Origin of the sequence: Sphingopyxis sp. JAI108, from assembly GCF_013410105.1 — a bacterium.
GTDB lineage: Bacteria > Pseudomonadota > Alphaproteobacteria > Sphingomonadales > Sphingomonadaceae > Sphingopyxis > Sphingopyxis chilensis.
The window spans coordinates 1,281,792-1,302,796 of the sequence record NZ_JACCCJ010000001.1; the positions used below are offsets into that span (position 1 = coordinate 1,281,792).

22 protein-coding genes and 1 pseudogene are annotated in these 21,005 nt (G+C 65.1%); 10 read left to right on the top strand and 13 right to left on the bottom strand.

What is annotated here, in order from left to right; genetic code table 11:
- Genes HDC29_RS06065 through HDC29_RS06080 form a run of 4 tightly spaced genes read right to left on the bottom strand, consistent with a single transcriptional unit; the run spans position 1 to position 6,719 of the window.
- The gene (locus tag HDC29_RS06065; protein WP_179495370.1) at positions 1 to 1,101 is read right to left on the bottom strand and encodes a DNA alkylation repair protein; all 1,101 of its coding nucleotides are present in this window, start codon (positions 1,099 to 1,101) and stop codon (positions 1 to 3) included.
- 10 nt (positions 1,102 to 1,111) lie between these two features.
- Complete coding sequence (locus tag HDC29_RS06070) at positions 1,112 to 2,512, bottom strand: efflux transporter outer membrane subunit (protein WP_179495373.1); 1,401 nt, start codon at positions 2,510 to 2,512, stop codon at positions 1,112 to 1,114.
- On the bottom strand, positions 2,505 to 5,669 hold the full coding sequence (locus HDC29_RS06075; protein WP_179495374.1) for an efflux RND transporter permease subunit: 3,165 nt from the start codon (positions 5,667 to 5,669) through the stop codon (positions 2,505 to 2,507). The genes HDC29_RS06070 and HDC29_RS06075 overlap by 8 nt, the downstream gene beginning before the upstream one ends.
- A 6-nt stretch (positions 5,670 to 5,675) precedes the next feature.
- Positions 5,676 to 6,719, bottom strand: coding sequence for an efflux RND transporter periplasmic adaptor subunit (locus HDC29_RS06080; protein WP_373562765.1), 1,044 nt, complete (start codon positions 6,717 to 6,719; stop codon positions 5,676 to 5,678).
- A gap of 252 nt (positions 6,720 to 6,971) precedes the next feature.
- Here HDC29_RS06080 and HDC29_RS06085 point away from each other — a divergent pair, with 252 nt between their 5' ends.
- The 7 genes from HDC29_RS06085 (at position 6,972) to rplA (ending at position 12,157) form a co-directional block, all read left to right on the top strand.
- Positions 6,972 to 7,577 (top strand): TetR/AcrR family transcriptional regulator, encoded by a 606-nt coding sequence (locus HDC29_RS06085; RefSeq protein WP_179495376.1) that lies wholly within the window; start codon positions 6,972 to 6,974, stop codon positions 7,575 to 7,577.
- An 80-nt stretch (positions 7,578 to 7,657) separates the two neighbouring features.
- Positions 7,658 to 8,986 carry an MFS transporter gene (locus HDC29_RS06090; protein WP_179495377.1) on the top strand — a complete coding sequence of 443 codons (1,329 nt, stop codon included), beginning with the start codon at positions 7,658 to 7,660 and terminating at the stop codon, positions 8,984 to 8,986.
- Positions 8,987 to 9,143: 157 nt separating this feature from the next.
- The gene (gene secE / locus HDC29_RS06095; RefSeq protein WP_037554036.1) at positions 9,144 to 9,341 is read left to right on the top strand and encodes a preprotein translocase subunit SecE; all 198 of its coding nucleotides are present in this window, start codon (positions 9,144 to 9,146) and stop codon (positions 9,339 to 9,341) included.
- Positions 9,342 to 9,373: 32 nt separating this feature from the next.
- The gene (gene nusG, locus HDC29_RS06100) at positions 9,374 to 9,910 is read left to right on the top strand and encodes a transcription termination/antitermination protein NusG (protein ID WP_093508678.1); all 537 of its coding nucleotides are present in this window, start codon (positions 9,374 to 9,376) and stop codon (positions 9,908 to 9,910) included.
- Positions 9,911 to 9,943: 33 nt separating this feature from the next.
- Positions 9,944 to 10,870 (top strand): acyl-CoA thioesterase II, encoded by a 927-nt coding sequence (locus HDC29_RS06105; RefSeq protein WP_179495379.1) that lies wholly within the window; start codon positions 9,944 to 9,946, stop codon positions 10,868 to 10,870.
- A 154-nt stretch (positions 10,871 to 11,024) separates the two neighbouring features.
- The gene (rplK, locus tag HDC29_RS06110; RefSeq protein WP_058808269.1) at positions 11,025 to 11,456 is read left to right on the top strand and encodes a 50S ribosomal protein L11; all 432 of its coding nucleotides are present in this window, start codon (positions 11,025 to 11,027) and stop codon (positions 11,454 to 11,456) included.
- Between the two features lie 2 nt (positions 11,457 to 11,458).
- A complete protein-coding gene (gene rplA / locus HDC29_RS06115) occupies positions 11,459 to 12,157 on the top strand; it encodes a 50S ribosomal protein L1 (RefSeq protein ID WP_179495381.1) in 699 nt (232 codons plus the stop codon).
- 92 nt (positions 12,158 to 12,249) lie between these two features.
- Here the strand turns inward: rplA and HDC29_RS06120 are convergent, their stop codons facing one another.
- From HDC29_RS06120 to HDC29_RS06140, 5 genes are all read right to left on the bottom strand, one after another.
- Complete coding sequence (locus HDC29_RS06120) at positions 12,250 to 12,714, bottom strand: hypothetical protein (RefSeq protein WP_179495383.1); 465 nt, start codon at positions 12,712 to 12,714, stop codon at positions 12,250 to 12,252.
- Between the two features lie 73 nt (positions 12,715 to 12,787).
- Positions 12,788 to 13,198, bottom strand: a complete 411-nt coding sequence (locus HDC29_RS06125; protein ID WP_179495385.1) for a VOC family protein — start codon at positions 13,196 to 13,198, stop codon at positions 12,788 to 12,790.
- The gene (locus HDC29_RS06130) at positions 13,195 to 13,842 is read right to left on the bottom strand and encodes a heme exporter protein CcmB (protein ID WP_179495387.1); all 648 of its coding nucleotides are present in this window, start codon (positions 13,840 to 13,842) and stop codon (positions 13,195 to 13,197) included. Before HDC29_RS06130 ends, HDC29_RS06125 begins: the two co-directional genes overlap by 4 nt.
- Positions 13,843 to 13,948: 106 nt before the next feature.
- Positions 13,949 to 14,533 carry a heme ABC exporter ATP-binding protein CcmA gene (gene ccmA / locus HDC29_RS06135; protein ID WP_326915251.1) on the bottom strand — a complete coding sequence of 195 codons (585 nt, stop codon included), beginning with the start codon at positions 14,531 to 14,533 and terminating at the stop codon, positions 13,949 to 13,951.
- 23 nt (positions 14,534 to 14,556) lie between these two features.
- Complete coding sequence (locus HDC29_RS06140) at positions 14,557 to 14,988, bottom strand: metallopeptidase family protein (protein ID WP_179495391.1); 432 nt, start codon at positions 14,986 to 14,988, stop codon at positions 14,557 to 14,559.
- Positions 14,989 to 15,039: 51 nt separating this feature from the next.
- On the opposite strand from HDC29_RS06140, the gene HDC29_RS06145 reads away from it, so the two are divergent.
- Positions 15,040 to 15,327: a 4a-hydroxytetrahydrobiopterin dehydratase gene (locus HDC29_RS06145; protein ID WP_179495394.1), complete on the top strand. Its 288-nt coding sequence runs from the start codon at positions 15,040 to 15,042 to the stop codon at positions 15,325 to 15,327.
- Between the two features lie 37 nt (positions 15,328 to 15,364).
- Here HDC29_RS06145 and HDC29_RS06150 read toward each other — a convergent pair whose 3' ends face one another.
- The gene (locus tag HDC29_RS06150; RefSeq protein WP_179495396.1) at positions 15,365 to 16,003 is read right to left on the bottom strand and encodes a hypothetical protein; all 639 of its coding nucleotides are present in this window, start codon (positions 16,001 to 16,003) and stop codon (positions 15,365 to 15,367) included.
- Between the two features lie 77 nt (positions 16,004 to 16,080).
- Between HDC29_RS06150 and HDC29_RS06155 the strand changes: the two genes are divergently transcribed.
- Complete coding sequence (locus HDC29_RS06155; RefSeq protein ID WP_179495397.1) at positions 16,081 to 17,673, top strand: peptide chain release factor 3; 1,593 nt, start codon at positions 16,081 to 16,083, stop codon at positions 17,671 to 17,673.
- A gap of 56 nt (positions 17,674 to 17,729) precedes the next feature.
- Entirely contained in the window at positions 17,730 to 18,188 is a 459-nt protein-coding gene (locus tag HDC29_RS06160; RefSeq protein ID WP_179495399.1) for a hypothetical protein, read from the top strand.
- On the opposite strand, the gene dinB is transcribed toward HDC29_RS06160, so the two are convergent.
- From dinB to HDC29_RS06175, 3 genes and pseudogenes are all read right to left on the bottom strand, one after another.
- A complete protein-coding gene (gene dinB / locus HDC29_RS06165; RefSeq protein ID WP_179495410.1) occupies positions 18,181 to 19,293 on the bottom strand; it encodes a DNA polymerase IV in 1,113 nt (370 codons plus the stop codon). The genes HDC29_RS06160 and dinB overlap by 8 nt on opposite strands.
- A 333-nt stretch (positions 19,294 to 19,626) precedes the next feature.
- Positions 19,627 to 20,370, bottom strand: a pseudogene (locus tag HDC29_RS06170) (MFS transporter); the annotation flags it as partial.
- 58 nt (positions 20,371 to 20,428) lie between these two features.
- The gene (locus HDC29_RS06175; RefSeq protein WP_257018076.1) at positions 20,429 to 20,977 is read right to left on the bottom strand and encodes a transmembrane anchor protein; all 549 of its coding nucleotides are present in this window, start codon (positions 20,975 to 20,977) and stop codon (positions 20,429 to 20,431) included.
- Between the last annotated feature and the right edge of the window lie 28 nt (positions 20,978 to 21,005).

Sequence of the window (21,005 nt, forward strand, 5' to 3'; positions counted from 1 at the left end):
TCAGCCGGGCAACAGGTCGAATGCCGCGGTCGCCAACGTCCGCCCGTTGACGATCAACTCGACTTCATGGCGCCCCGGATGATGGCGCCGCGTACTGAAATCGCGGATCGTCTGGCCGATGGCGAGGGTGGCGGTATCGCGTCCGGCAAGCGCGAATGTTTTCAGTTTGAACACTTTGGGCGCGGTCTTGCCCCCCGCGCGGGCGTAGTGGACGCGGTAATCAACGACCAGTCGCTGATCGTCGGGCGAATCCGACAGGATCTCGGCGCTGATCGCGATCCGGTCGCCGAGGCGCACCGTTGCCGGTACGATGACGAAATCGCGCACGCTGACCGCCGCGCCATGGCCGACGCCGATCAGCGCGAGCGCGCCGGGGTCGCCTTTCTTGATCAGCGTGCGCAGCGCGTGGCGAACGATCCACGCCGTGCGCGCGTCGCCCTGCGGCCAATCGTTCAGTCGCGCCAACAACCAGTCGGGCCGGTCCTTGGCGATGTCGTTCAAATGGTTGGCGACCGATTTGCGGACATAGGCGCTGGGATCGGCCTTCAGCGCCTCGAGGATCGGCGCCGCCAGCGTCGGATCGGCCTTGAGCGCCGGCACGCGCGCTGCCCACGGCAGTCGCGGCCGCGCGCCCTCGCTCGCGAGCCGGCGCACATGATCGTCGTCGCTGCCGGTCCAGCGGGTCATCGTCGCCAGCGCGCGGGCACTATCGGCCACCAGAAAGGGGCGGATCGCGAATTCGGCGGAGCCGAAGCGCGTCAGGTCCGCGAGCGCATCCATCGACGCATCGAAATCGGCAAGACCGTGGCGCGCCACATATTCGATGATCGCGATCGCCTGAAACCCGTGGGTCAATCGCGGTGCCATCGCCCGAAGGACATCGAGACGCGCCGCATGGTCGCCGGGCAATGCGGGATGGAGCGCGTCGGCGATATGGCGCACGCGTTCCCTGATCGACAGCGCGTCGAGCCCATCGGACGCCGCGCCCAGAAACGCCTCACGGTCGAAGCGCGGAGAGACCCCGGAACCCGCGTCAGCGATCGTCTCCAGCGCCCGGAGCCCCAGAATATCCTTGAGCAGGGCCGGGGTTTCGGCGGTCACGATGTTGGCCTTACCGGCTCTCGACCAGCCCGCCGCCGAGCGCGACGTAGAGCGTGACCAGATTGTCGACCTGCGCGCGGCGCAGTTCGATCAGTGTCTGTTCGGACGCGAACAGATTGCGCTCGGCGTCGAGCACTTCGAGATATGTCGAAACGCCTTCGCGATATCTTTTGCGCGCCAGATCGGCGATCTGCCGCGTCGCAAGCGTGCCGCGCTCCTGCGCATCGACCTGTTCGGCGAGGTAGCGGCGCCCGGCGAGCGCGTCGGCGACTTCGCGAAAGGCGCCTTGCACCGTGCGCTCATAGGTGGCGACCGCGATATTCTCGCGCGCTTCGGCGACGGTCAGATTGCCCTTGTTGCGCCCGAAGTCGAAGATCGGCAGGCTGATCGACGGGCCGAAGCTCCACGTCATGCTGTCGTCGCTGAAAAGATTGTCGAGCGACAGCGACGAAAAGCCGAGATTGCCCGTCAGCGAGATCGAGGGGAAGAAGGCGGCGCGCGCGGCGCCGACATTGGCGCGAGCGGCGCGCAGTTGTTCTTCGGCCGCGACCACGTCGGGGCGCGCGACGAGCAGGTCCGACGGCAGGCCTGCGGTCAGCGTCGGTGACTGCGCCTGCGCGACGAGCGGCAGCGGCGCGGGCAGGGGGCCGGCTACCGGGCCACCGGTGAGCACGGCGAGGAAATTATCGGCCTGTGCCTTGCCGAGCTTCAGGCTCGCAAGCTGCGTCTCGGCCTGCGTCAGCAACGTTTCCGACTGGCGATAGTCGAGCGCGGAGGTCACCCCGGCGTCAAGGCGGCGTTTGGCGATCCGCAGCCCTTCCTTGCGGCTTGTCACCGTCGCCTCGGCAAGCTCGATCTGCTCCTCGGCGCCGCGTGCGGAGAAATAGGTCGAGGCAACGTCGCGGACGAGCGCGAGGCGGAAGGCGCGCTCGGCCTGCTCTGTCGCGAGATACTGGCTGCGCGCGGCTTCGGACAGATTCTTGACCCGGCCCCAGAAGTCGAGCTCGAACGAGGTCACGCCGACGCCGACCGAATAGCGGTTGATCGTCGCAGCGCCCGTGCCCGGAACCAGCTGGCTGCGCGACCGCGTCGCGTCGGCGCTCGCGCCCACCGTCGGCAGGCGATCGGCGTCCTGAATGCGATAGAGGCCACGCGCTTCCTCGATCTGCGCGACCGCGACGGCAAGGTCGCGGTTGCGCCCGATCGCCTGTTCGATCAGCACCTCGAGCTGCGGGTCGGCGAAGAAGTCGCGCCACGCGACCTCGGTCGCGCGCTGTCCCAGCGTCACGTCGCCCGCGAATTCGGCCGGATAGTCGGCGGCGGTCGACAGCGGCGGGCGCTCGTGCTGCGGAGCCATGTTGACGCATCCGGCAAGCGCCGTCGCCGCGGCGAGCGCGATCAGGTTACGCATGGCCGGGTTCCTCATGATGGCCTTTCTCGGCGGGGGCAGGGGGGCGTTTGCGGCTGAGCCATTTGCGCACCGAAAGGTAGAAGAGCGGGATGAAAAAGATGCCCAGCAAAGTGGCTGCGATCATCCCGCCCATGACACCCGATCCAACCGCGATGCGGCTCGCGGCGCCCGCGCCGCTCGCGATCACCAGTGGCACCATGCCGAGGATGAAGGCAAGGCTGGTCATGATGATCGGACGCAGGCGCAGCTTCACCGCTTCCATTACCGCATCGAGCGTCGACTTGCCTTCGGCTTCCTGCTCGATCGCGAATTCGACGATCAGGATCGCATTCTTCGCGGCGAGCCCGATGATCGTGATCAGGCCGACGTTGAAATAGATGTCCGCCGACAAACCGCGGAACATCGAAAAGAGCACCGCGCCGAGCACGCCCAGCGGCACGACGAGCAGCACAGCGACCGGAACCGACCAGCTTTCATAGAGCGCCGCGAGCAGCAGGAAGACGACGACGAGCGACAGGCCGAGGAGCATGCCGATCTGGCCCGCCGACTGCTTCTCCTCATAAGAAATGCCCGTCCATTCGAACGCGAAGCCCGCGGGAAGCTGCGACGCAAGCCGCTCCATCTCGGCCATCGCCTCGCCGGTCGACTGACCCGGCGCGGGCTCGCCCGAGATAGTCATCGCGGGATAGCCGTTATACCGCTGGAGCTGCGGGGCTTCCGCTGACCATTCAGCCTTGCTGAACGATCCGAAGGGCACCATGCCGCCGTTCGCACTGCGGACGCGCAGGTCGAGCACGTCCTGCGGCGTCATCCGGTTCGCGGCATCGGCCTGCAACAGCACACGCAGCACGCGGCCTTCGCGGGTGAAGTCGTTGGCATAGGCGCTGCCGAAGCTGATCGCGAGCGTCGCGTTGACGTCGCCGATCGACAGGCCGAGCGCCCGCGCCTGGATGCGGTCGATATCGACCTTCAGCACCGGAGCGTCCTCCTGACCCTCGGGACGGACGTTGGCGAGCAGCTTGCTCTGCATTGCGCCGCCGAGCATCTGGTTGCGCGCGGCGACCAGCGCATCGCGCCCGTTGCCGCCGCGGTCCTGCAGCTTGAAGGTGAAGCCGCTCGACGTGCCGAGCTCGGGGATCGACGGCGGGCTCAGCGAAAAGGCAAACGCCTCCTTGATCCCCATGAACGTCCCCATCGCCTTGCCCGCGATCGCGTCGGCGCTGTCGCCTTCGCCCGTGCGTTCGTCCCAGGGCTTGAGCGGCGTGAACATGATCGCGTTCGCCTGGCCCTGGCCAAAGAAGCTGAAGCCGTTGACCGATACCACATTGGCCACCTGCGGCTGTTCGGCGAAGAAGGCCTTAACCTGCTTGGTCGCCTCGTTGGTGCGTTGCGTCGTCGCGCCCGGCGGTGCCTGGATGACGGTGATCAGATAGCCCTGGTCCTCCTGCGGCAGGAAGGATCCCGGCAGGCGGAAGAACAGCAGCCCGGTCACCGCGACCATCAGGACGAAGACGCCGAGCCAGCGCAGAGGCGCCGACAATATCTTGCCGACGCCGCCCTGATAGCGATCGGTCGTGCGGCCGAACCAGTCATTGAACCGGCCGAAGAAGCGGTCGGCGAAGGCTCCGATCCGGCCCTTGCGCTCTGTATTGTCGTGCGGTTTCAGGAGCGTCGCGCAGAGCGCCGGGGTCAGCGTCAGCGCGAGCAGCGCCGAAAAGGCGATCGAGATCGCAAGCGTCATCGAGAATTGGCGATAGATGCCGCCGGTCGATCCGGGGAAGAAGGCCATCGGGATGAACACCGCGATCAGCACCAAAGTGATGCCGATGATCGCCGAGGTGATCTGGCCCATCGCCTTCACCGTCGCTTCATAGGGCGGCAGATGCTCCTCGTTCATGATGCGCTCGACATTCTCGATCACGACAATCGCATCGTCGACGAGGATGCCGATCGCGAGTACCATGCCGAACAGCGTCAGCACGTTGATCGAGAAACCGAACATCCACAGGCCAAGGCACGCGCCCGCAAGCGCGATCGGCACCACTACCGTCGGGATCACCGTCGCGCGCCAGTTCTGGAGGAACAGGAACATGACGAGGAAGACGAGCAGCATCGCCTCGCCCAGCGTTACCACCACTTCCTCGATCGACAGGCTGATGAAGGGTGTCGTGTCATAGGGGATCGACCAGGTGATGTCGGACGGGAAGCCCTTCGACAGCTCGTCCATCCGGGCGCGAATGCCCTCGGCGGTCGACAGCGCGTTGGCGCCCGGGGTCAGCTGGACCGCGAGCCCCGCCATCGGCTTGCCGTTGAGTTCGGACGAAAAGAGATAGCTCGCCGCGCCCAGCTCGACGCGACCGACATCGCCCAGCGTCACCGCCGACCCGTCGGGGTTGGCGCGCAGGATGATGCTCTCGAACTGTTCGGGCTTGGTGAAGCGGCCCTGCGTGGTGATCACGGCATTGAGCTGCGCGCCCTTGGCGATCGGCTGGTCGCCGAGCTGGCCGCCCGGCGTCTGGCTGTTCTGCTCCTGCACCGCGCCCAGGGCTTCGGCGGCGGAGAGGTTGTAGGACGCCAGCTTTTGCGGATCGAGCCAGATACGCATCGCATATTCGGGCGCGAAAGCCTGGACATTGCCGACGCCATTCACGCGGCGCAGCTCGTCGAGGACGCGCGTATTGGCGAAGTTGTTGACCTCCATCGGGTCGGTGTTGCCGCTCTTGGACGTGATCGCGACGATCAAGAGGAAGCCCGAATTCGCTTCGGTTACCGAAATGCCCTGGCGCCGGACATCTTCGGGCAGGCGCTGTTCGACGCGGCGCAGGCGGTTCTGCACCTCCATTTGCGCATTATCGATGTCGGTCCCGGCCTCGAAGGTCAGGGTGATCGACGCGGTGCCGTTCGATTCGCTGGTCGAGGCCATGTAGAGGAAGCCCTCGACCCCGTTCAGTTCCTGCTCGATGACCTGCGTGACATTTTGTTCGAGCGTGCTCGCGTCGGCGCCCGGATAGGTGACGCCGATCGTCAGCGACGGCGGCGCGACCGTGGGATATTGCTCCACGGGCAGGCTGCGCAGCGCGATGATGCCCGACAAGAGGATGCCGATGGCGATGACCCAGGAGAAGATGGGCCGGTCGATGAAGAAGCGGGGGGTCATGTCAGGTCAGCGCTTCGCCGCGGGGGCCGACGCCGTTCCCTTGGGCGCAGCGACGCGGACCGGCTGTCCCGGCTGGACCTTTTGCAGTCCGTCCACGATGACCCGGTCGCCCGGTTTCAGCCCGTCGAGGATCGACCACTGACCCGCGACCATGGTGCCCAGCTTGACGGGGCGCGGTGTCGCCACATTCTTTGCATCGAGCACCATCACGCTCGCCGCGTCGGCGGCCAGCTTCACCGCACGCTGCGGGATCAGCATGCCGTCGGCGCGATTGCCGGCAAAGATGCGCGCCCGGACGAACTGTCCGGGAAGCAGCGCCGAGTTCGGGTTCGGGAATTCGGCGCGCAGCGCCGCGGTGCCCGTCGCTTCGTCGATCGAGAGGTCGAAGAAATCGAGGTGTCCGACGATCGGGTAGGCGGTGCCGTCCTCGAGGATGAGCTGGACTTCGACGCGTTCGAGTTGCGGTGCGTTGACCTTGCCCGATTCCATGTCGCGACGTGTCGCCAAAAGGTCGGAGCTGGACTGGCCGAAATTGACATAGACGCGATCGATCTGCTCGATGGTGGTGAGCAGCGTCCCCTGTCCGGCGTTCACCAGCGCGCCCTCGGTAACCTCGGCGCGGCGCGCGCGGCCCGAAATCGGCGCGGTGACCGACGCATAGCCGAGATTGAGGCGCGCCGATTCCAGATTGGCCTGCGCCGCCTGCACATCGGCTTCGGCCGTCCGCTGCGCGGCAACCGCGGCGTCATATTCCTGTTTGCCGATTGCCTGATCGGCGAGCAGCGGCTGATAGCGTCCGACGACCTGGCGCGCGTTGGCCGCGGTGGCCTGCGCACGTGCGAGCTGCGCCCGCGCCGCATTGGCGGTCGCGGTCAACTCGCGGGGATCGATGCGGAACAGGGGGGTTCCGGCGCGCACATAGCTGCCCTCGTCGAACAGTCGCCGTTCGACGATGCCGTTGACGCGCGCGCGGACTTCGGACGTGCGATACGCCTGAACCCGACCGGGCAGTTCGATGACGTTCGGCACGGCTTGCGCGCGGACGGTCACTATATTGACCTCTGGCGGGGGTGGCGCGGGGGGCGCCTCGGACGAGCAGGCAGCCAGCAGAAAGGCCAGCGCAGCGCCGGCGGCGCAGCTGAGAGGACGGACGCGACTCATATGAACCCCTGAAAAATCGCAGTTGTGCGGGATTTGTTTATACGCAAAAGCTTGCGCCGATGCGCCGTGTAATTTAAATTACAGGAAAGAGCAAGGGAAGGGGAGCGGGAATTGAGCATGTCGGAAACGATTTTATGTCAAATGGATAAGTCATCGCCGCGCGAACGGCGGCAAAGCGCTATTCTCGACGCCGCCGAGTCGTTATTTCTCGAACAGGGCTACGAGCGCACCAGCCTTGCCGAAATCGTCAAACGCTCGGGCGGTTCGCTCGCGACCCTTTATGAACTGTTCGGCAACAAGCAGGGATTGCTCCGCGCGATCGCGACCCGCTGGTGCGACGAAGCCATGCTCAGGTCGCTCGACGATGATGCGACCCGGGGACTGTCGAGCGTCGATGTCCTGAAGCGTTATGCGCATCGCCAGAAAGAGCTGATGGAATCGCCGCACGCGGTCGCCCTGATGCGCATGTTGATATCGGAAAGTTTGCGCGACCACGAATTTGCCATGCAGATCTACCTCGACCTTCATGTGCCTGCGCTGGAGGAATTGATCGAACTGTTCGCCGAATGGGCGGCGACGGGCAGGGCCGAGATTGATCGCCCGGACGCCGCAGCGCGCCTGTTTTTCGATATCGTCATCGGCGATTCGATGCTGAACACGCTGATGGGGATAGAGGTCGAATGGCTCGATCCCGAGCAGATCGACTGGCGGCTCCAGCCGTTCCTGTCGCATTTCAAGATCCGGTAAAGCGTCTGCGCGACGCGTTGATGTTGACATGATTGTCAGTAACTGAAAACCTGCGCCTTCCGTTTCGGGAGTGTCGCAACTTGGCCAGTACCGCCCTGCCATCGGCCGCCCCGGCCGACGAAACCTCCGCCTTGCGGCCGCGCACCGTCGCCGCCTATGCTGCAACCGCGGGGCCGACGGTCATGCTCGGCCTTCCATTCAGCGTCTATCTGCCGCCTTATATCGCCGAGGGCGGGGCGATTTCGGTTGCGCTGGTCGGGCTTCTCTTTTCGCTGACGACGATCTGGGACGGTGCCGTCGATCCGCTGATCGGGACGATGGTCGATCGCGTCCGCACCGGGCTGGGCGCGCACCGGCGCTGGATGCTGCTGGCGCTGCTTCCCTTGTCGCTACTGCTGCTGGCGCTCGTAACCGTGGGCAATCAACTGCCGTTCGCGGCGCTCTTCCTGATGATGGTGCTGTTTTACTCGAGCTACAGTCTGTACGAGGTCGCGCAGCTGTCGTGGGGATCGGCGCTCGTCCGCACGCCGGCCGACAGCGCGCTCCTCTATGGCATGCGCGACTGGTTCGCGAAAATCGCGCTGATCCTGGCTTTCGCCGCGCCCGCCGCGGCGCAGCTGCTGATTCCGGGGCTTGGTCTGCAGGGGCGGATCATGGCCTATGCCAGCCTCTTCCTTCTATTGGTGCCGATAGCGCTCGTCGCGATCCGCCGCGTGCCGTTGCGCGCGGTGGTGGCCGAATCCGGCTTCGGCTGGCGGCACGAAATCCGCGCGTCGCTGTCCTTTCGGCCCCTGATGCTGCTGCTCGGGGTGCAGTTCCTCAACAGCTTCGCTTTCGGGTCGCTGACTTCGCTCTTCGTCTTCTTCGCTGCGGCCGTGCTCGATCTCGACGCGCAGAGCGCCGTTCTGCTTTTTGCGAGCTTCATCGGCGGGGCGCTGGCGTCGCCGGTCTGGACTTTCCTCGCGCGCCGCTTCGGCAAGCCGCCGATGATGATGGCGATGGGGCTGCTGATCGGCAGTCTGCTCGTCGCGACACTGGCACAGCAGCCGCGCGGGCTGGGGCAGGCGGTCGGCTTTTCGCTGATGCTCGGCACCGGCTTCGTCGGCCTGCTGTTCACCTATTCGATGCTTGCCGACCTGATTCCGCGCGACAGCGCGCGATGCGGGCGGAGCCGGTCGGCCTTCCTCTTTGCGCTCTTGAACCTGATGGCGAAATTCGGCGTCGCTACCGCGATCGCGGTCAGCTATGCGGCGCTTGATATCGTCGGTTTCGATCCGCAAAACGGCGAGGCGGCTGCGCGCGAACTGCATCTGATCTTCGCGCTGCAACCGACCGCCAGCTGGATTGTCATGGTCGGCCTGTTGATCTGGATGCAGCACGAACTTGCAATCGCCGCGCGGCCCAAGTAAAGGCCGCTTCATTCGGACAGATGCGCCGTTCTTTCCCGCCTTTCGCCGACACGCTCGGGGAGGGTGGGCGGACTATTGCCCAAAGCGTGCTTGACGCATGGGCGGCGGCAACCCATCTGGCCCGGATCATTGACGTTGCAAGGACAGGACGATCGACATGGCCAAGACCAGCCCGGCTGAGTTCATCAATCAGGTGCGCGCCGAAGCTCGCAAGATCGTCTGGCCGACGAGCCGCGAAACGGTGCAGACGACGATCATGGTGCTGATCATGACGACGATCCTTTCGCTCTTCTTCCTCGGCGTCGACACGGTTTTCAACGCGATCGTCAGCTGGCTGACGTCGCTCGCGCGCTAACGCCCGCGATCACAGGGACAGGATACGCATACATGGCGCGCTGGTACATCATTCACGCCTATTCGGGTTTCGAGAACAAGGTTCGCGATTCGGTGCTGTCCGAAGCCGAACGCATGGGCCTCACCGACTTCGTCGAAGCGGTCGAGGTGCCGGTCGAAACCGTCACCGAGGTGAAGCGCGGCAAGAAGGTCCAGGCCGAGCGTAAATTCTTCCCTGGCTATGTTCTCGCCAAGCTGACGATGACCGACGACGTCTATCACCTCGTCAAGAATACGCCGAAGGTCACCGGCTTCCTCGGCTCGATGGGCAAGCCGCAGGCGATCAGCGAAGCCGAAGCCGCGCGCATCCTCAACAGCAAGGAAGAGGCCGCGGCGCGTCCGAAGACCGAAATCCGCGTCGACTATGAAATCGGCGACCAGGTCAAGGTGCTCGACGGTCCCTTCGCCAGCTTCAACGGGCTGGTCGAGGAACTCGATTTCGAAAAGGCGCGCGTCAAGGTGTCGGTGTCGATCTTCGGTCGCGCGACGCCGGTCGAACTCGACTTCGAACAGGTCGAACGCTTCAAGTAACGGCGCCGTGCGCCCCAGCCGATGGAACAGCGCATGAGCTTCACGCCCGAAGAGCTGCAGGCGCGCCTCGATCTCGCGCGCGAAATCAACGCGAGCACGCCCGCCGACAAGGTCGTTGGCGCCGTGGCGCGGCTGTTCGACCTCGACGCGGTGCCGGGCCTCGACGATGAATTCACCTTTCCCGCGCGCCCGACCACCTCGCGCGACCGGATTTTCGGCGGGCAGGTCATCGCGCAGGCGATGACCGCCGCGGCGCGCACGGTCGATCCTGACAAGCAGGTTCATTCGCTTCACGCCTATTTCCTGCGCGGCGGCGACGAGACGAAGCCGCTGCATTTCCGCCTGCACCGTGACTTCGACGGCCGCAGCTTTTCGAACCGCCGCGTCGTCGTTCGTCAGGACGGCAAGGTCATCTTCAACCTGACCGCGTCGTTTCAGCTACCCGCCGAAGGACTGTCGCACCAGGTTCCCATGCCCGACCTGCTGCCGCCCGAGGAATGCTGGGACTTCACCGATTTCATCGCGGCAGATCCCCATATTTCCGACCGTCAGCTCGCGCATATGGCGCGCAGCCGCCCGTTCGAGGTGCGCAGCTTCCGCCCCCCGGCTTCGGACAAGGCGACGCAGCATTACCAGTGGTTCCGCGTCGCATCGCCGATCGGCGATGACCCGCTGCTCCACCGGGGTTTCCTCGCCTTCGCGTCCGACATGGGGCTCCTGTCGTCTGCAATGTTGCCGCACGGCGTCAGCTTCTCGACCCCGGGCATGGTGTCGACCAGCCTCGATCATGCGATGTGGCTCCATGGGCCGGTGCGCGTCGACGACTGGTTCGTCTTTGTGATGGACAGCCCGTGGACGGGCGGCGACCGCGGGCTGTGCCGCGGCTCGATCTATCGCCGCGATGGCACGCTGATGGCCACCGTCGCGCAGGAAGGCCTGATCCGCTACCGCCCCCAATAAGGCTTGTTTTCCGGCGCCTTTGGCCTTATGGGCGCCGCTTCGCATCAGATACGGTTGCGATTCCGCGCGGGAGGAGGGGTGATGCCCTCTGCTGGACCGCTTATTTTGAGGCTCGTCGCCACGCGGCGGGCCGACAGAAAGAAAGGAGGCCATCATGGCCAAGAAGATCAGCGGCTACATCAAGCTGCAGGTGCCCGCCGGCACCGCCAACCCCTCGCCGCCGCTCGGGCCGGCGCTCGGTCAGCGCGGCGTCAACATCATGGAATTCTGCAAGGCGTTCAACGCCGCGACCGATTCCATGGAAAAGGGCACCCCAACCCCGACCATCATCACCGTCTTCGCCGACAAGAGCTTTTCGTTCGTCACGAAAACGCCGCCGGCAACCTACCTGATCAAGAAGGCCGCGAACCTGAAATCGGGTTCGAAGGAGCCCGGCAAGATCAGCGGTGGCAAGATCGCGCGCTCGAAGCTCGCCGAAATCGCCGAGATCAAGATGAAGGATCTCAACGCCAACGACATTGAACAGGCGACGAAGATCATCGAAGGCAGCGCCCGCTCGATGGGCCTCGAAGTGACGGAGGGCTGAACATGGCCAAGCTGACCAAGAAGCAGAAGGCCCTCGAGGGCAAGGTCGACGCGCTGAAGCTCCACGGCGTCGACGAAGCGATCAAGCTGGTTCGCGAACTGGCGACCGCCAAGTTCGACGAAACGCTCGAAATCGCGATGAACCTGGGCGTCGATCCGCGTCACGCCGACCAGATGGTCCGCGGCGTCGTCACGCTCCCCGCCGGTACCGGCAAGGACGTCAAGGTTGCCGTGTTCGCGCGCGGCGATAATGCCGACAAGGCGCTGGCCGCCGGAGCCGACAAGGTCGGTGCCGAAGACCTGATGGAAGACATGCTCGCGGGCAACCTCGACTATGGCCGCGTCATTGCGACGCCGGACATGATGGGCATCGTCGGCCGCCTCGGCAAGACGCTGGGTCCGAAAGGCCTGATGCCGAACCCGAAGCTGGGTACCGTGACCCCGAACGTCGCCGAAGCCGTGAAGGCCGCCAAGGGCGGTCAGATCGAATTCCGCGTCGAAAAGGTCGGCATCATCCACGCTGGCCTCGGCAAGCTGTCGTTCGGCGAGGAAAAGCTCCGCCAGAACTTCGACGCCTTCGTCGACGCGATCGTCAAGGCCAAGCCGTCGGGTGCCAAGGGCAAGTATGTCCGCAAGGTCGCGCTGTCGTCGTCGATGGGCCCGGGCGTAAAGGTCGACACGGCCGAGGTCGCCGGCGCCTGATTTCAGGCACGCGCATGATTTAGAGAAGGGCCGGAGGAAACTCCGGCCCTTTTCTTATGGGCGGGTTTGGGGTGGGAAGGGGGCATCTGAAATCATTCACGGGATCTCAGATATCTAACCGTGTCAATGCAGCGGTCGGTCGGGGTGCGGGAGAAAAAATCTTCTCCGAATTTAGAAATCCATTCTGACTTACTATCGGGAAGTGCATTCAGAAGGTCACGTATCTTCCCAAAAAAGTTCCTGTCGACCCCGCCCTCGATGATCTCCGATCCGGTGATGGTCGACGGAAAGTTCGCCGTTGGCATGAAGGTCACAAGGCCGCCAAATTTGAACCGCTTTGATGGCGGACGCAGACGCTCGAGATCTTCCTCGAAAACCACAATCAGGTCACCTTCGACTCTGCGTTTCTGCGTGCTTGCTCCGAACATTCTGCTCGACCGGGGAGAAAACATCTTCAACGTTTCGCCGCGCTCGAAGACGAGGCAGTCGAAATGCTCGAACGAGACCACCTCTAATCCGCTCTGAATTGCGAGCTGGGCGGCAAGCTTCCGCTGCATTACTCTTTTCCCCTATGCTGCCGACTTAGCCTTATGAGGTGCAGAGCGAACGTCCACAACCGGTCGTTAGCCGTCACCCCGCCCGCCGAAACTCGATCAGGTCCCACTTGTTGCCGTAAACGTCGAGGAACACCGCCACCGTGCCATAATCGGCCTCCATCGGCTCGCGTTCGATCCGCACGCCCCGGTCGAGCAGACGCTGATAGTCGCGGGCGAAATCGTCGGTCTGCAGGAACAGAAAGACGCGCCCGCCCGACTGGTTGCCGATGAATTTCGCCTGTTCCTCGTTGGCGGCGCGCGCGAGCAGGATTGTCGCGCCGCCCGGCGGATTGCCCGGCGGCGCCACCAGCACCCAGCGCTTGTCCTGCGCCGGCTGATATTCGTCGACGACGAGCGTGAAGCCGAGCGTGCCGACATAAAAGCCGATCGCCTCGTCATAGTCGCGCACGACGAGTGCAATATGCGCGAGCGACTGGCGCGTCATTCGCGCAGCCCCCTTAGCGCCGCGCCGGCAGCAAACGGCCCGATTACCGTCAGCAGCAAGCTTGTCGCCGCGAGCAATTTCATCGCGCCGCGCCCCGACGGATCTAGCATTCCCGCCCCGAAGATCAGCAGCGGCACCGCGAGCGGCAGGATCAGCAGCCCCCCGATCGCACTGCCGCCCTTGTGGTTCGCGGTCAGCGCGGCGCTCAGCACCGCAAGCGAGGCGAGCGCCGGAACGGCCATGGCGATGCCCGTCGCGAGCAGTTCAGCGCGCGCCGCATCCTGTGCGAGCAGCGCCGCTGCGGGGAGGAGGGCGATCAACAAAGGCAGCCCGAAACCAATGGCATGCGCGCCAATCTTCACTGCAGCGATGACCTCATCGGCAAAGCCGCGCACCGCGAGTTGATCGAGCACGCCTGCATCCTTGTCGGGCTTCACCAACCGGTCGATGGGCAGCAAGGCCGCGAGCAGCGCCGCGACCCAGACCATCCCGCCGCCCGCGCGGCGCAGCAGCGGCGCATCGGGACCAACCGCGAAAGGAAATGCCGTCGCGACGAGCAGGAAGAAGAGCACCGGTAGCCACAGCGCCCCGCTGCCCCACGCGCGCCGCAGGTCGCGCCAGAAGAGGGCGATGAGAGCCGTCACGCGATACCGCCCTTTCTCGTCATTGCGAGCGAAGCGAAGCAATCCAGCGTCACGTAAACCGCCCTGGATTGCTTCGCTTCGCTCGCAATGACGGAGTGGAGGAGCATCAGGCGAGCGCCCCCATATCCAGCTCCGCCAAGTCCGGGATCCCGAGCGCGAAGTGTGACGCCAGCATTACCGCTCCGCCGTTCGCGCGGTGCCTGGCAACCGCTGCGACCAGCCGCGCCTGTGCTGCCTCGTCCATGCCGTTCGCGGGTTCGTCGAGCAGCCAGATCGCCGCGCCGCTCGCGAGCACCCTCACCATCGCCGCGCGCTTGCGCTGGCCGGTCGAGAGCATCGCGACCGGCACCTCGGCGAGCGGGGCGAGTGCCATATCGGCCATCGCGCGGTCGACCGCATGGCCATCGACCGTGTCGACCCGCGCCCAGAAATCGAGAGCGCGCCGCAACGGCAGCTCGGCGTCGAGTGCGCTGGCTTCGTCGATCAGCGCGACGCGCTCGCGGCGCTCGACTGTTCCGGCTGCCGGGCGGAGCAATCCGGCGGCAAGGCGGATCAAACTCGACTTGCCCGCGCCGTTGGGCCCGCGCAGCCACAGCGCATCGCCGCGGCCGAGCGTCAGCGACAGTCGCTCGAACAGCAACCGGTCGCCGCGGATGCACGCCACATTGTCCAGCCGCAGCAATTCACCCACGCTCGCCGCGCGCGGAGGAACGCTCACGCCATATCCTCGAGCGCGTGCATGTCGTCGTCGGAAAAACCGAAATGATGGCCGATCTCGTGGATCAACACATGACGGACCAGCCATTCGAGCTTTTCGCCGGTTTCGATCCATTCGACGAGTATGGGAATGCGATAGAGCGTCACCCGGTCGGGCATGCCGCCGCTTTCGCCGACGCTGCGCTCGGTCAGCGGGCGGCCTTCATAGAGGCCGGTGAGGTCGTGGGGATGCTCGATTTCGAGCGCGGCGAGTATCTCGTCGTCGGCGAATTCCTCGATCGCAATCACTACGCCCTTGATATGCGGCTTGAACACATCGGGCATGGTTTCGAACGCCGCCTCGGCCATCGCGAACAGCGCATCGGCGTCGGGGGCGGTGCCGGTCCATCCGGCGGGCAGGTCGGGGGGCAGGCTGGTCTTGTCGCTCATCGCGCTCTTCCTTATGGCGAGCGCACGACATTGACCAGCGGGAGAAACAAGATGGTCCGGAAACTCGACGAAACCGAGCGCAGCGCGCTCCTCGCCCGCTTTCCCGAATGGATGCACGAACCGTCGCGCGACGCGATCACGCGCCAGTTCAAATTCGCCGATTTCGCACAGGCCTTCGGCTTCATGGCGAGCGTCGCGATCGTCGCCGAAAAGATGGACCATCATCCCGAATGGTCGAACGTCTATAATCGCGTCGATATCCTGCTGACGACGCACGATGCCGACGGCTTGTCGGAACGCGACGCCAAATTGGCCGAAGCGATCGAGGCGCTCGCCTGACCCGCTGCAACGGCCGCTTTTGGGCCGGCAGTCGATATTATTCCGCGTCCAACCGCACGAACCGCATGTCGCCGCCGGCGCGGTGAAGCGTCAGCCCGCGTTCGGTTCGTTCCGCGCACGCGCCGTTGAAATCGACCACGCCGATGTCGTTGGGCACGATGACGACGCGCAGCTTGCCGCCGTCGGCGTCGGTCAGCTCGTAGCGCGGCACGGTGATGCCGTAGATCGGTTCGCGCAGCTCGATCCAGCGGGGGATGCGCGCGTCGCCTTCGGGCATCGTCCAGCCATCATATTGGGTATAATTCTCGGCCGCATCGCCGCTATCGAAACCGATCGTGAAATCGACGCCGGGGATCGCTTCGCCATTCGGCCAGGTGACGAGCAGCGTCGGGACGGCGCCGTCGACCTCGATCAGCGGGCCCTTTTCCATCACGGGCAGCACGGGCCTGGGATCGGTGGTGAGACAGATGCGTTCGTCGCAAGCTTCCCACCGGCCCTCGGCGCGTTCGTCGAGCGCGCCCGCGGCGAGCATATATTGGAAACGGCCATCGCTGCGGATCAGCAGGCCGCCGCCGACATCGGGCCCTTCGGAAAGGCTATATTCGCCGACGAAAGGTGAATCCTGCGCGCCGGCAGGCGAGGCGGTCAGGGCGACGGCGAGGAGCAGGGAGCGCATATGCCGACCATGCGGCGACCGGGGCGCGGACGCCAGCCCCTTTCCACTTGCCCCGCCACCTGCTAGGCGCCCGCGCCATGTCCAAGCATCCCGACCGCCGTACCTTCGCCATCATTTCGCACCCCGACGCGGGGAAGACGACGCTGACCGAGAAGCTGCTCGTCGCGGGCGGCGCGATCCATATCGCGGGCGAGGTCAAGGCGCGCGGCGCCGCGCGGCGCGCGCGCTCCGACTGGATGAAGATCGAGCAGCAGCGCGGGATTTCGGTGACCTCGTCGGTGATGACCTTCGAGCATGCGGGGCTGATCTTCAACCTGCTCGACACGCCGGGGCACGAGGATTTCAGCGAGGATACCTACCGCACCCTCACGGCAGTCGACAGCGCGGTGATGGTGATCGACGCCGCGAAGGGCATCGAGCCGCAGACGCTGAAGCTGTTCGAGGTGTGCCGGCTGCGTTCGGTGCCGATCATCACCTTCATCAACAAGGTCGACCGCGAAGGGCAGACGCCGTTCGAGCTGCTCGACGAGGTTGCCGACCGGCTGGCGCTCGACGTGTGCCCGATGAACTGGCCCGCGGGCATGGGCGGGCAGTTCGAGGGGATTTACGACCTCGTCGATCCGGCGCTGATGGTGCCCGGCGGCGACGCGTCGCGCATGTATGAGGGCGAACGGATCGCGGTCGAGGGGCTCGATGACCCGCGGCTTGCGGCGAAGCTCAGCTCCGATGCCTTTGCCTTGCTCAAGGAAGAAACCGAGCTGGCGTCGGCCTGCTACGCGCCGTTCGATCCAGCCGCATACCGGAACGGCGACCTGACGCCGGTCTTCTTTGGTTCGGCGCTCAAGGAGTTCGGCGTCATTGACCTGCTTGCGGGACTGGCGAACCACGCGCCGGGGCCGCAGCCGCAGCCCGCCGAGCCCGCGCCGGTGCAGCCGGACGACGATGCCGTCACCGGCTTCGTGTTCAAGGTGCAGGCGAACATGAACCCCGCGCACCGCGACCGCATCGCCTTCATGCGGCTGTGCTCGGGCAAGTTCGAGCGCGGGATGCGGCTGATGCAGGGCGGGACGGGCAAGGCGATCGCGATCAGCCGCCCGATGTTGTTCCTCGCGCAGGACCGCGAAATGGCCGAAGAGGCGTTTCCCGGCGACATCATCGGTATTCCGAACCACGGCACACTGCGCGTCGGCGATACGCTGTCGGAACGCAGCGATATCATGATTACCGGCTTGCCCAATTTCGCGCCCGAAATCCTCCGCCGCGTCGCGCTTGTCGACCCGACCAAGACCAAGCAGCTGAGGAAAGCGCTCGACGACATGGCCGAGGAGGGGATCATCCAGGTCTTCTACCCCGAAATCGGGGCGAACATGATCGTTGGCGTCGTCGGCCAGTTGCAGCTCGACGTGCTGATCAGCCGGCTTGAGGCCGAGTATAAGGTCGAGGCGAAGCTCGAGCAGTCGCCGTGGGACACCGCGCGCTGGATCGCCAGCGACGACGCCGCGGCGCTGAAGGCATTCCAGGCCGACAATCGCGGCGCGGCGGCGACCGACCGCGACGGCGCTCCGGTGTTCATGGCGAAGGATGCGTGGGAGGTCGGCTATGTCACCCAGCGCCATCCCGCGATCCGCTTCACCGCGACGAAGGAGCGGGTTTTCGCTCCGGCCGGTTGATCGCGTCCGCCAATTCCGCCACCATGACCTCATCTTGGGCAAAGGTGGGGGTATCGATGCGCGGATGGATTTTGACGCTGGCGGCGATTACCAGCTGCGCGCCGGCGATGGCACAGCCGGCGATCCAATTGCCGATCGCGGCCGGGTTCTGGACCAACGACGACCAGACATGCGCGACGGTGCGCTATGGCTATATCTTCGACGGGTCGCGTTGGGGCTCGGTCTATTATTACGGACCGTCGGGCAATCTGGGGCCCGCGGCTGAGTTGCAGCTGATCACACAGACGCGCGCCGTCGAGGACGATTTTACCCAGATGCAGTTCGGCGGCTATGACGGTGCGGGCTATTTCCGGGTCAAGGCGACAGGCGCCGACCGCGCGCTCTATCGCGTCGGCGCGCCCTTTCGTGAAGAGATCCAGGTTTCCGACGAGGCGCTGATCCGCTGCTCCTACCAGGCGATGTCGCCGAAGATGAAGGCCGCGATGCGGCGCTTCGCGCCCGCGCTCGCTAAATAAGGCTGAGCAGGTCGGCGGGGGCGGGGGCTTCGTCCTCTTCCTCTTCGCCTTCGAACTTGCTCAGCGTGACGCCGAGCAGGCGGATACCCTTTTCGGTAGGCAGGAGCGGCGCAAGGATCGCTTCACCCGCCGCGAGCAGCGAATTGCCGTCGAGGATCGGCGAAGGCACCGACTTCGCGCGCGTGATCGTCTTGAAATCGGCGTAACGCAGCTTCAGCGTCACCGTGCGGCCACGCGCACCTTTCTTTGCCGCGCGGTCCCACACGACGGTGCAGACATGCGCAAGCGCCTCGCGGATTTCGGTATCGGTGACCAGATCGTTGAAGAAGGTGCGCTCGCCGCCCAGCGATTTCAGCGGCCGGTTCGACTTGACGCAGCGGTGATCAATGCCGCGCGCCAGGTTATGGAGCCATTCGGCGCTGTTGCCGAAATGCTCGGCAAGCCAGAACGGGTCCTTCGCCGCGAGATCGGCGCCCGAAAAAATGCCGAGCCCTTCCATCTTCGCCGCGGTGACCGGGCCGATGCCGTGGAAGCGGCGGATCGACAGCGTCTGGACGAACGCCGCGCCGCGGCCGGGCGGGATGACGGTCAGGCCGTCGGGCTTGTTCTGGTCCGACGCCAGCTTGGCGATGAACTTGTTGTACGAAACGCCGGCGGAGGCGGTGAGGCCGGTTTCCTCGCGGATGCGGCGGCGGATCAGCCGCGCGGTCTCGGTCGCGCTGCCCAGCCCTTCCTTGTCGGCGCTGACGTCGAGATAGGCTTCGTCGAGCGACAAGGGCTCGACCTCATCGGCATAGTCGCGGAAGATCGCGCGAATCTGCTGCGACACCTCGCGATACACTTCGAAGCGCGGGGGCACGAAGATGAGGGCGGGGCACTGGCGCTTCGCCGTGACGCTGGGCATCGCCGAGCGAACGCCGAACTTGCGCGCTTCGTAGCTGGCTGCGGCCACCACCCCGCGCCGCGACGAGCCGCCGACCGCGACGGGCTGGCCGCGCAGCGCGGGATCGTCGCGCTGTTCGACCGAGGCGTAAAAGGCGTCCATGTCGACATGGATGATCTTGCGGTTGGTTGTCGTTGTATCTCTCTGGTGAATCAGGGGCATATCTCTTGACCGGCTTTTGCCTCCATGGGGCGAAAATCTCTATCGATTGCCGCATCGAGATTACCTGACGATTGCTCAGGATGCCAGTGTGAAGAAGAACAAACCGAGAATTCATGTCACAGTGAACGCCATTCGGTCCCTGCGTCCGTCAACTCCAAACAAGAAGAATTTCATCTGGGATGACGAGGTTCGTGGGTTTGGAGTGTATCGCACTTCAGGTGGAAATGTCATCTTCGTCTAACAGTACCGAACACCGAATAACTTTTCAACAAACTGGGCGAATATGCCGCGTTCCGGACGGCCTCTGCTCAAGACGGCGGAGGCGGCGCATTATCTCGGGCTTGCTAGTACCGGCGTGTTGACGATGACCATCGCGCTCGCGCTCGCGCTCGCGGCCGCGGCGGCGAGCGTGACCGCGAGCAGGCCGCGCAGGCGCGGCGTTTTGAGATATTGACGGGTGCCTTGGGTGGTCTTGTCGTAAATTCCGCCGGGCTGCGCCTTCGCGGTGGTACGCGGCAGGGTCACCGACAGCACAAGCAGTGCCGAGCAGGCGAAGCCGATCGCGGTGCCCGAGAAGAGCCAGTGGAAACTCATGATGCCGAGCAGAGCCGCGGCGAGGATCGGGCTGACGAGGCTTTCCATGTCATAGGCGAGGCGCGAGAGCGACAGCGCGCGCGTATAGTCTTTCTCGTCGGAGAGCACGTCGGGGATCGTTGCCTGAAAGGTCGGCGTGAACCCCGCCGACGCCGATTGAAGAATGAAGATCAGCAGGTAAATCTGCCAGACTTGGTCCACGAACGGGAGGGTCAGCGCAACGAGGCCGCGTACGACATCCATCGCGACGAGAAAGGTCTTGCGCGGCAGACGGTTCGCATAGGCGCCGACGACCGGTGCGACGCCGATATAGGCGACCATCTTGATTGCCATTGCCGTTCCCAGCACCGCGCCTGCGTTCGCGCCCGCGATCTCGAAGGCGAGCAGCCCGAGCGCGACGGTTGCGAGCCCGGTGCCGACGAGCGCGATGATCTGCGCGAGGAAGAGGTGGCGGTAGGTGCGGTTGGCAAGCACGTCGAGCATGACAAGTCCTGGCAATGGTCTCCGGCCAGACGCTGCCGGCCGGAGGCAGACCGCGTCGTCAGACGACGCGGCGCAGGTCGGTATAGGCGCCTTCGGTGCGCAACGTAATCGTGACCGGCCCGGCCGAGCGATTGCGCCAGAACCAGCCATGCTTGCCGTCGAAGGCGGCGACAAGCTCACCGGACTCACCGGCGGTCTCCTTGCCCTTGCCGTAGCCGTGGTAATCGATGCCCGGTGCATCGGCGTGCGTGTCGAAATTGACGCGGCCACCTTCGACCGACCAGTTGAAGGTGAGGCGCGCGTTCTTCGCCATCGTCGCCTTGATCTCGGCGCCTTGGCCCGGCGCGAGGGTCAGCTTCATCGTGTCCGAGCGCGGGGCTTCGGCCGCCGCGCCCACTGTCGCGACCTTTGCGGGTGCTGCCTGCGAAGCCGGGGCAACGGGCGCGGCGCCAGCGGTCGCATCGGCTGCGGCTTCCTCGGCAAGCTGGGCCTTGATCTCGCCCATCCGGGTGAGGCCGAGCTGACGGCCGATGCCCGTTGGATCGATCGCATATTCGCTGGGGAGCACGACCGCGACGAGGATCGCGCCGGCGGCGGCGAACGCCAATGCGGTCGCTCTCAAAAGTTGACGGCTT

Excerpts from the sequence above, each read along its gene's own strand:
- nusG (WP_093508678.1), top strand. The coding sequence starts at position 9,374 with ATGGCGCGCTGGTACATCATTCACGCCTATTCGGGTTTCGAGAACAAG.
- HDC29_RS06075 (WP_179495374.1), bottom strand. The coding sequence starts at position 5,669 with ATGACCCCCCGCTTCTTCATCGACCGGCCCATCTTCTCCTGGGTCATC.
- HDC29_RS06125 (WP_179495385.1), bottom strand. The coding sequence starts at position 13,198 with ATGACGCGCCAGTCGCTCGCGCATATTGCACTCGTCGTGCGCGACTAT.
- HDC29_RS06105 (WP_179495379.1), top strand. The coding sequence starts at position 9,944 with ATGAGCTTCACGCCCGAAGAGCTGCAGGCGCGCCTCGATCTCGCGCGC.
- dinB (WP_179495410.1), bottom strand. The coding sequence starts at position 19,293 with ATGCCCCTGATTCACCAGAGAGATACAACGACAACCAACCGCAAGATC.
- rplK (WP_058808269.1), top strand. The coding sequence starts at position 11,025 with ATGGCCAAGAAGATCAGCGGCTACATCAAGCTGCAGGTGCCCGCCGGC.
- rplA (WP_179495381.1), top strand. The coding sequence starts at position 11,459 with ATGGCCAAGCTGACCAAGAAGCAGAAGGCCCTCGAGGGCAAGGTCGAC.
- HDC29_RS06145 (WP_179495394.1), top strand. The coding sequence starts at position 15,040 with ATGGTCCGGAAACTCGACGAAACCGAGCGCAGCGCGCTCCTCGCCCGC.
- secE (WP_037554036.1), top strand. The coding sequence starts at position 9,144 with ATGGCCAAGACCAGCCCGGCTGAGTTCATCAATCAGGTGCGCGCCGAA.
- HDC29_RS06155 (WP_179495397.1), top strand. The coding sequence starts at position 16,081 with ATGTCCAAGCATCCCGACCGCCGTACCTTCGCCATCATTTCGCACCCC.
- HDC29_RS06085 (WP_179495376.1), top strand. The coding sequence starts at position 6,972 with ATGGATAAGTCATCGCCGCGCGAACGGCGGCAAAGCGCTATTCTCGAC.
- HDC29_RS06150 (WP_179495396.1), bottom strand. The coding sequence starts at position 16,003 with ATGCGCTCCCTGCTCCTCGCCGTCGCCCTGACCGCCTCGCCTGCCGGC.
- HDC29_RS06070 (WP_179495373.1), bottom strand. The coding sequence starts at position 2,512 with ATGCGTAACCTGATCGCGCTCGCCGCGGCGACGGCGCTTGCCGGATGC.
- HDC29_RS06160 (WP_179495399.1), top strand. The coding sequence starts at position 17,730 with ATGCGCGGATGGATTTTGACGCTGGCGGCGATTACCAGCTGCGCGCCG.
- HDC29_RS06140 (WP_179495391.1), bottom strand. The coding sequence starts at position 14,988 with ATGAGCGACAAGACCAGCCTGCCCCCCGACCTGCCCGCCGGATGGACC.
- HDC29_RS06120 (WP_179495383.1), bottom strand. The coding sequence starts at position 12,714 with ATGCAGCGGAAGCTTGCCGCCCAGCTCGCAATTCAGAGCGGATTAGAG.